The organism is Pelotomaculum sp. PtaB.Bin117, assembly GCF_002067195.1.
Taxonomy (GTDB): domain Bacteria; phylum Bacillota; class Desulfotomaculia; order Desulfotomaculales; family Pelotomaculaceae; genus Pelotomaculum_D; species Pelotomaculum_D terephthalicicum.
This window is the reverse complement of the sequence record NZ_MVQM01000117.1, coordinates 1-8,749: the sequence shown is the minus strand read 5'-3', so window position 1 is coordinate 8,749 and position 8,749 is coordinate 1. Positions and strand designations below refer to the sequence as shown.

Below are 8,749 nucleotides of genomic sequence, written 5' to 3'. Positions count from 1 at the left end.
GGAAGGCGGCGGGGAGCGTTTTTTTGACCGTTGCACCGCTCTTTATCAGCCCGGTTCTATTTTTAAAATTGTGGTTGCCGCGGCTGCCCTGGAGGAAGGTGTTGCCGGCACCGACAGCTTGTTTACCTGCGGCGGGACAAAAGATAATTTAATTCATTGCTGGAATGACGCGGGGCACGGCAGCATTACTTTTTCCCGCGCTTTTGCCGAATCGTGCAATCCTGCTTTCGCCAGGGTAGGTTTAAGTCTGGGCGCGCAAAAAATAATTGGGTATGCCGGAAAGCTGGGTTTGGACAACCAGTCTGTCACAGGCTATCCGGTGACACCCGACCCGCGCCAGGATTTGAGCCTGATTGGAGAGCCTTACAATTTGGTAAACAGCAGTGTCGGCCAGGGGCCTGTGCTGGTTAGTCCCGTCCAAGTCACGGCTATGGTGAACGCGGTTGTTTCCGACGGTGTTTACCGGGTGCCGCGTCTTGTAAAAGAAGTACGTAAAAGCAGCGGAGGGGCGGCCGAAGAATTTGCCTCAGACGCCGGCCGCCAGGCAATCCGGCCTGATACCGCCGCTGTGCTGCGCGATTTATTGGAACTGGCAACTGACGAAGGCGCCGGGAAAGAAGCCTCTGTGCCGTTCTATGGAAGCGCCGGCAAGACGGGATCGGCGCAGACCGGCAACAGTAAACAATCGGTGAACGCCTGGTTTACCGGCTACGCCCCGCGGGTCAATCCCCGCTATATTGTCACCGTTTTGGTTGAAGACGGCGCCAGCGGCAGTGAATCGGCGGCGCCTGTTTTCAGGGAAATAATGGAACAGATTTTGCGTTTTGATTAATGAAGCAGCTTTTCCAATTCGTTACGGTTAAAACCTACCACTACCTGGCTGCCCATAGTTATTGTCGGCACGGCCATCCGCCCGGTTTTCCTGATCATTTCATCCCGGGCGCGCGAGTCCGCCGCCACGTTGATTTCTTTGTAATTCACGCCCTTGTCTGAAAGAAACTCTTTCACATGGGTGCAATGGGGTCAGGTGGGTGTTGTGTAAACGGTTACTTCTTTTTCCATGTGTATCCCTCCAGTATTCTTTCTTATTAGTTTTCGATAAATGCAATGAGGATTATACGCAATATTTCTGACAATTGCTGCAAGTGTGTCATAGAGTATGTCATGGGGACGGTTCTTGAAGGGATCAATTCGGAAGTTTACCCGTAAAAAGGCTCAACTATCAGGTATTAGCTAATAGTTGAGCCTTAACAATCCCAATGTGAAAGCCCTATAGGCAAAATTTTTGATTGGCCTAGAAGAACGAAGTCGCGGCCACTGTAGAGCTACGGGATTTCATTTTTTTATTATTACCTTTTGATATTTGACCTTCTTGAATTTACTGTCTGATTTTGACAAAAACTTTGGAAGTATATGCATCAAAAATCGCCGGATGAATTCAACGCCTTTTAGCGTTAGAAGTCCTTGTCTGGCCGCGATTTTATACCAGTCTTTTTCGTAGTACTGATTGAGAAACTCCGGAAAAGCTTTAGATTCTGGTATTCTTGGGTACTTCCATAAAACTTAAGCAGGTTTTGACGCATACATTGCTTTAGGCAGTACAGATATTATCACGGAATTTTCTTGACAATAACTTTACAGGAATAAAAAACTTCTTAGAACAATTGTTGTGTATCGACTAAAATATTGGTTTTACAAAAAATTTATTTCTGTGCAGTTAAAGACCAGCCGAAAGGGTAATCTTTTGCTCTATCAAATCGATCAATGAAAAGAAAAGAAATTTGAATTAGACGAACTATTAATAAGCAAATTACCTTTAACGGTAAAAAAATAATACCTTTAAATCGCAATTTTCCAGTTCTAATACCAGCTCCCGGTATAAAAGATAGGATCTTGGGAATTTCATATGCCCATCTTGTAAACATGCCTCCAAACGGTGTTATTGTAATTTCATCAAATCCAGCGTCCTTACATATGGATTCCAATCCAAATGAAGTGAATCTATAAAAATCATATGGTACTTGATGTTCCTTATGGGCCATTGGTGCAGTTAGAAAAAGTTTCCCACTAGGTTTTAATACGCGGTACAATTCTTTTACTGCTTCACCAGGCCTTTCCAGATGCTCCAATACTTGAGTGCAGAGGATAGCTTCAAACGATGAATCATCAAATGGAAGATCGTCCAAGGGCGCTATGTAATCCAAGTTATGATAATTCCATTTCTCCTCTCCAACTGCCAGATCAACTGAAATATATTTGCAGTGTGAAAAGAATTTTTTATAAGCACATTCTCCCGCTCCGGCATCTAATATGATTGTTCCATAAGGGAGGATTTCCGAAACCGTTTTTACAAATCTTGTAACATGCCATCTGCCAATATCTTTCATCTTTGGTTTATTTATAAAATCTTCATTTAACTCATTAAATTGTGCACCTGTTAAAGAAAAATCCGGTTTCTCAATAGTATCTTCAGGCAACTTGAGCATAGAGCTGATAGTATCATCGCGAGAAGTCATTAATCTTACTCCAATCATTCAATTACTTTTTTGATATGTGAATATATCAGAGACCTGCCTAAAATTATAGAACTATTTTTAATTCATCATTTACTATATATGAAAAATATGAATCATTAGTGCTATGTCTATCTATTGGTACCTATTGGAATATATGTATGGTAATAACAGAAGGCCACCATTAGATGGGCCTTCTGTTATGAAAGAGTTTATCCAGTTCATTACGGTTATAACCTACTACAACCTGGCTGCCCTTAAGGAACGTATTTTTGTTTCTGGCAATAATTAGGCAAATATTTATCAATTGTAAAGGCCGGCTTTATTTTTGACCTGCCGACAGTATTAGTACTGCGAACCGACCACATGCGGCGTGGTATCGCAGTAACCTTTTCTGCCGCCTTCCCATATCATGCTTTAGGTGTATTTTTGGCAAAATAGAAGCATTTGGCTTGGGCTGAAAAGAGGTAAAACTGTGGCAAGCAAGGCTGAGCCTGTTTTAATAATCGGCGCCGGGGTGGCGGGAGGAGTTGTGGCTGATGTTCTTAGCCAAAGTCAAAGCAATGATTTAAAACCAGTTGGTTTTATTGATGATGATCTCAAAAAACAAAAATTAGTATTGCATGGTTTGCCGGTTTTAGGAACCAGGAATGACATCCTGGCGATTGTTCACCGTTATGATATTAAAAAAATTATCATCGCGATACCTTCAGCGTCCGGCCGCGTTATCGGCCAGATCATTGAAAAATGCCATCAGAGCAAGGCTCATTTAAAAATCCTGCCGGGTTTTTACGATCTGATTACAGGAAAGATAAAAATCAGCAAAATCAGGGATATTGAGGTAAGCGACCTGCTTGACCGGGAGCCGGTAACGCTGGATGTGGAGCGGATAGCCGGATATCTGACCAACCAAAGCGTGCTGGTTACCGGCGCCGGTGGCTCTATCGGCTCCGAACTAAGCCGTCAGGCTGCGAAATTTGCTCCAGGACAATTAATTTTGCTGGGACGCGGAGAGAACAGCATCTATGAAATTGAACTTGAGTTAAGGGAAAATTTTCAGGGCTTACAGCTCATCCCTGAAATAGGCGACATTAAAGATCGATCGCGCATGAGGCGGTTATTTGACAAACACAGGCCTGACGTGGTATTTCACGCTGCCGCCCATAAGCATGTTTCATTTATGGAACAGTGCCCGGAAGAGGCGGTAAAAAATAATATTACCGGCACGAAAATATTGGCCGAATCGGCCTGCCGGGCCGGTACCGGTATCTTTGTCCTGATCTCGTCGGATAAAGCAGTAAACCCCACCAGCATTATGGGAGCCTCAAAACGTGTGGCGGAAATGATTGTGCAGAGGATGAACGGCAGGGGGAAAACTCGTTTTGTCGCTGTTCGTTTCGGCAATGTTTTAGGGAGCCGGGGCAGTGTGATCCCTTTGTTTAAGAGACAAATTGCCCGGGGCGGTCCGGTCACCGTTACCCATCCCGACATGGAGCGTTATTTTATGACTACCGTTGAGGCGGCGCAGTTGGTTATCCAGGCCGGTGTTCTGGCCAAGGGCGGAGAGATCTTTATTCTGGATATGGGTAATCCGGTGAAAATTCTTGATTTAGCTAAAAAGCTGATTAGTCTTTCAGGCTTTGAGCCTGAAAAAGACATACCGATCCGGTTTACCGGCATTGGCCCAGGTGAGAAATTAGTTGAGCAACTGGTAGGTGAGGGTGAGAAAACCATACCCGCCGGGCATGAACGTATTTTTGCCGTATCCGGGTGCGGGCAAGACTTTGACCTTTTGGAGGCCTCTCTCTATGTTCTGGAAAGTCCGGGCTTTTCTTTCCGGGAACATGAAATAATTGTTTTATTGCAAAAATTAATTCCTGATTTTAGAAAATAATCACTTGGGACGGTGTCTTCCGAATGGCGGAATACAAAGAGCAAGGGGAACACCCGGGGAAACAATTAATAGAAAAAATAAACAGCCGGTCAGCCGAAGTGGCGGTAATCGGCCTTGGTTACGTTGGCCTGCCGCTGGCGGTTGAACAGGCCAAAATCGGATTTTCAGTGATGGGCATAGACAAAGATATAGAAAAGGTGGAACAGATAAACAACGGTGAAAATTATATTCAGGACGTTTCTGAAAATGACCTGCGAGCCCTGGTTAAAAATGGTAATTTGGCCGCGCATCACCGTTTTGATCTGCTTAATGAAGCCGACATAATCATCATTTGCGTGCCGACTCCTTTAAAATCAATGAACCAGCCGGATCTTTCCTACGTTGTTTCGGCAACGAGGGAAATAGCCGGCCGGCTCAAAACAAATCAGCTAATTAGCCTGGAAAGCACTACTTTTCCGGGAACAACCCAGGAAGTGGTTCTGCCTATTCTGGAATCAACAGGCCACACTGTCGGCAAGGACTTTTTTTTAGCTTTTTCCCCGGAAAGGGTTGACCCCGGTAACAAGCGTTATACCACCAGGGATATCTCGAAAGTGATCGGTGGAGTCACTCCCATGTGCCGGGACGTGGCCTGCGCTTTTTACAGCCAGAGCATGAAGCAGGTGGTACCGGTATCGTCCCCTGCCGCCGCGGAAATGACCAAAATATTCGAAAACACCTACCGGTCGGTCAACATTGCCCTGGTTAACGAGTTCATGATTCTCTGCGACAGGATGGGTCTTGATATTTGGGAGGTTGTGGATGCTGCCGCCACCAAGCCCTTTGGCATTCAAACCTTTTACCCGGGGCCAGGTGTAGGGGGGCACTGTATACCAGTTGATCCGGTTTATCTGGCCTGGAAGGCTAAAGACTACGGCTTTTACACTCGTTTTATCGACCTCGCCGGAGAAATAAACATGCAAGCGTCAGAGTATGTTGTTCAGAAATTAGCCGCCATCCTTAATAAGCAAAAAAAATGTTTGAATGGAGCGAGAATATTAGTCCTTGGTGTTGCTTATAAAAAAGATATTGATGATATAAGAGAATCCCCGGCATTGAGAATTATTAATTTTCTTCAGCAAAACCATGCTGAAGTTGTCTACCATGATCCTAACGTGCCAAAATTCCAGCTTTCCGGTGAGCATGAAGGATATATGCAAAGCTTGAATCTTACAAGGGAAGAAATAGCCGGGGCGGATTGTGTGTTAATTCTAACTGATCATTCTAGCATTGATTATCAATGGGTTGCTGAGCACGCCAGGCTTATTTTGGACACGCGCAACGCGACTAAAAATGTACGGAAAGGAAAAGACAAAATAACAAAAATTTAAGGGGGGAAGGATCAAGATTTTTGTTGTGTTTTTAATACTAATAGGGGTTGCCGCTGGTGTTCTTACGGCCGGGAATATGCTGGTAATACCGCTTTGCTTGATATTCGGCGCTGTTATTTTATACTTAGCCGGAGCGCATCAGGTCCCGGCGCCTGATCGAAAATTTTTATTCAAACTGGCGCTGGGCGCGCTTTTAGTCAGGTTGCTTTTTATTGTGGCGACGCACAGCTTTGATACAGCTTTTATCAGCTATGTCAATACTTCAGACGCGCTTTATTATGAGTACATGGGCCGGCTGATTTCCGATACCTGGCATGAAGGCGAAAGCATAGTAATAAACAAAGCCAACTACGGTTATTTATACTGGAACGGTCTGTTTTATTTCCTGGCGGGATTTAAGCCGGACCTGCTCCGTGTATTAAACAGCATTGCGGCTATTGGTACAGGGTTATGCCTGTATTTTATTTCTCTGAAGCTAAGCGGAGCGAGGGCGGCCAGGATCAGCTTTGTTCTTGCTGCTTTTTTCCCTTCGGCAATTCTCTGGTCAAGTTTAAATTTGAAAGACAGTTTAATAATTTTTTTAATTACCCTAATCGTTAAGCAAAACCTTGAGCTGATGGAAAGGTTTAAGATCGGAAAAGTGCTGTTTATGTGCCTGCTGCTGATGGCGCTGGTCTCGCTCCGGTTTTACGTGGGGATATTGCTGGCCATTTGTATCAGCGTTTCGTACATTTTTACTGCTACCAAATTTCTTTGGTGGCAGAGGTTTGCCTATACACTGGCGATCTTTCTAATTGCCGGGCTTGCTTTGCAGCAAATGGGATATGGTTTTTTGGGAACGGATTATATCCTCAGCCAGAGTATTGAAACAATCGGGGAGCAGCACCAAAAAGGAGCTTACGGCGAGGCTGCTTTTGCCGGAGAAGTAGCTTTTAACAGTTATGCCGACGCTCTAAAATATTTGCCTGTCGGGATATTCTATTTCCTTTTTGCACCCCTGCCATGGCAGTCCGTCGGCCAAATACGTATTATCGCAGTGCCGGAAATGATATTCTTGTATATTTCATACTACTATTTTATTAGAGGAGCAAAACAACTCTGGCGGCATCAGCGGGGCGCCTGTTTGTTCTTCCTGCTCGTAATTGTATTCTTCGGATTTATTTACAGCCTTGGTTCTTCCAATATGGGCGGCCTTTATCGCGTTCGCCTGCAAGTAATAATGATAGCTTTTATTTTAATCAGTGAAGGCATGCAAGGGAGCTGGACTTTAACAAGAATATTCGGCCGCCTGGTTAAAAGAAAGTCGATTACTGGCTGATTGCTGAAGATATGGAGGCACAAAGAGTTGAAAGTACTATTTCTCCCAACGGCGTCGTTAAACGACCCGGCCAGCCGGTACAGGGTTTACCAGTACCTGGACTACTTGCGCGGGCAAAGAATTGTGGCCGACTGTAAGGCGGGTGTTTCTGATCATATATATGCCAGGTTTGCTCCCAGCAAGGGCATATTAGCCAAGGCGGTTTTTTTCGGGCTCAGGGCGCTTTCCCGCGTCCTGGCTGTTTTCATAATATGGCGTTACGATGTAATATTTATCCAGCGGCTGGCTTTGCCGCATGTATACCCGTTTCCTGAGGTGCTTGTCTGTATGGTTGCCGGGATACTGGGCAAAAGAACTATTTTTGATTTTGACGACGCAATTTTTACAACGTACTCTCACCGTAAAAGAACTCTGGCGGAAAAATTTACCGACCCTGGCCGGGTGGCCAGGATAATAACCCGGTGCGGCACGGTAATAGCCGGCAACGCCTACCTGGCCGCCTACGCCAGGAATTATAGCAATAATGTGGTAATCATCCCCACTACGATTGATTTAGACAGGTATCCGGCGAAAGAAATTACAGATAAAAAACCGGGCGAGCCATATGTGATCGGCTGGATTGGCACGCCCAGTTCCTTGCCGTACCTTAATTTTTTAAAACCGGTTTTTCAGGAAGCTGCCGGGAAATACAAGATCTTGGTGCGAGTTGTCGGCGGGCAAGATTATGATTGCCCCGGTGTTCAGGTGGAACATCGAACCTGGTCCCTGCATAATGAAGCCGGCCAAATTCTTACCTTTGACATAGGAGTAATGCCCCTTGCCGATCATGAATATGACCGTGGCAAGTGCGGGTTGAAGCTTCTCCAGTACATGGCCGCGGGCATTCCCGCAGTGGCCTCACCCGTTGGCGTAAATAATGAAATTGTAGCAGACGGGGTAAACGGTTTCCTGGCCGGCTCTTTGGATGATTGGGTGAAAAAAATCTGCGGCTTAATCCAATCAGCCCAACTGCGCCGGGAGATGGGCCGGCGGGGCAGGAAAACAGTTGAGCATTATTTTTCTATACAGTCCAACCTAGCCAAATTGGTGGGGGTCCTTTATGGGCTCCAAGAGGAGATAGAGAATGGTAAACGATAATATCATCCGCGCGCGTCCTTGTCCGTGTTGTTATTTATGCGGAAAGCAGGGGCAGCCCGTATACCATGGTTTGCAGGACCGGCTCTTCAACGCGCCTGGAGAATGGAATATTAACAAGTGTCCGGATTCCGAATGCGGCTTGATGTGGCTTGATCCGATGCCGCTGGCGGAAGATATCGGCAAGGCTTATCAGAGCTATTATACTCACCGGGAAACGGGTTGCCCTTCTGTCACTTGGCCCCGGCGTATCTATCAGTGGGCCCGGGAAGGCTATTTAGCTAAAAAGTACGGGTATAACAATAGCTCTGTTAATAATTGGAAGAAAATGCTGGGCCAGCTGTTTTATTTTCATCCGGGCCGGCGTGCAAATCTGGATTTTAGTGTGATGTACTTATCTTCAGTACCCAATGGTCTCCTGCTTGACGTGGGGTGCGGCAGCGGCCAAAAGCTAATGTTTATGGAAAAGCAGGGCTGGCTCGCAGAAGGGGTGGATATAGATCCTGTTTCAGTTGATCAA

General features: G+C 45.6%; 8 protein-coding genes and 1 pseudogene. 6 read left to right on the top strand and 3 right to left on the bottom strand.

Annotated features, from left to right (window positions below):
• Nucleotides 1-832 (top strand): penicillin-binding transpeptidase domain-containing protein (locus A4E54_RS08040; RefSeq protein WP_286725481.1); only part of this gene is annotated, 832 nt, incomplete at its 5' end.
• Here A4E54_RS08040 and A4E54_RS08035 read toward each other — a convergent pair.
• From A4E54_RS08035 to A4E54_RS08030, 3 genes and pseudogenes are all read right to left on the bottom strand, one after another.
• Nucleotides 829-1,062 carry a glutaredoxin family protein gene (locus tag A4E54_RS08035; protein ID WP_312038102.1) on the bottom strand — a complete coding sequence of 78 codons (234 nt, stop codon included), beginning with the start codon at nucleotides 1,060-1,062 and terminating at the stop codon, nucleotides 829-831. The genes A4E54_RS08040 and A4E54_RS08035 overlap by 4 nt on opposite strands.
• Nucleotides 1,063-1,384: 322 nt before the next feature.
• Nucleotides 1,385-1,458, bottom strand: a pseudogene (locus A4E54_RS15895) (transposase); the annotation flags it as partial.
• Between the two features lie 245 nt (nucleotides 1,459-1,703).
• Complete coding sequence (locus tag A4E54_RS08030; protein ID WP_240084314.1) at nucleotides 1,704-2,516, bottom strand: class I SAM-dependent methyltransferase; 813 nt, start codon at nucleotides 2,514-2,516, stop codon at nucleotides 1,704-1,706.
• A 472-nt stretch (nucleotides 2,517-2,988) separates the two neighbouring features.
• Between A4E54_RS08030 and A4E54_RS08025 the strand changes: the two genes are divergently transcribed.
• The 5 genes from A4E54_RS08025 to A4E54_RS08005 all read left to right on the top strand — a co-directional run.
• On the top strand, nucleotides 2,989-4,407 hold the full coding sequence (locus A4E54_RS08025) for a polysaccharide biosynthesis protein (protein ID WP_240084315.1): 1,419 nt from the start codon (nucleotides 2,989-2,991) through the stop codon (nucleotides 4,405-4,407).
• Between the two features lie 23 nt (nucleotides 4,408-4,430).
• Complete coding sequence (locus tag A4E54_RS08020) at nucleotides 4,431-5,777, top strand: nucleotide sugar dehydrogenase (protein ID WP_240084316.1); 1,347 nt, start codon at nucleotides 4,431-4,433, stop codon at nucleotides 5,775-5,777.
• A gap of 25 nt (nucleotides 5,778-5,802) precedes the next feature.
• A complete protein-coding gene (locus A4E54_RS08015) occupies nucleotides 5,803-7,095 on the top strand; it encodes a glycosyltransferase family protein (protein WP_240084317.1) in 1,293 nt (430 codons plus the stop codon).
• A 27-nt stretch (nucleotides 7,096-7,122) separates the two neighbouring features.
• Nucleotides 7,123-8,232: a glycosyltransferase family 4 protein gene (locus A4E54_RS08010; RefSeq protein ID WP_240084318.1), complete on the top strand. Its 1,110-nt coding sequence runs from the start codon at nucleotides 7,123-7,125 to the stop codon at nucleotides 8,230-8,232.
• Nucleotides 8,219-8,749: class I SAM-dependent methyltransferase (locus A4E54_RS08005; RefSeq protein ID WP_286725476.1), on the top strand; the 531-nt coding region annotated here is incomplete at its 3' end. The genes A4E54_RS08010 and A4E54_RS08005, both read left to right, overlap by 14 nt.

Bases quoted from the DNA above. Each gene is read 5' to 3' on its own strand.
- A4E54_RS08030 (WP_240084314.1), bottom strand. From the start codon at position 2,516: ATGACTTCTCGCGATGATACTATCAGCTCTATGCTCAAGTTGCCTGAA.
- A4E54_RS08020 (WP_240084316.1), top strand. From the start codon at position 4,431: ATGGCGGAATACAAAGAGCAAGGGGAACACCCGGGGAAACAATTAATA.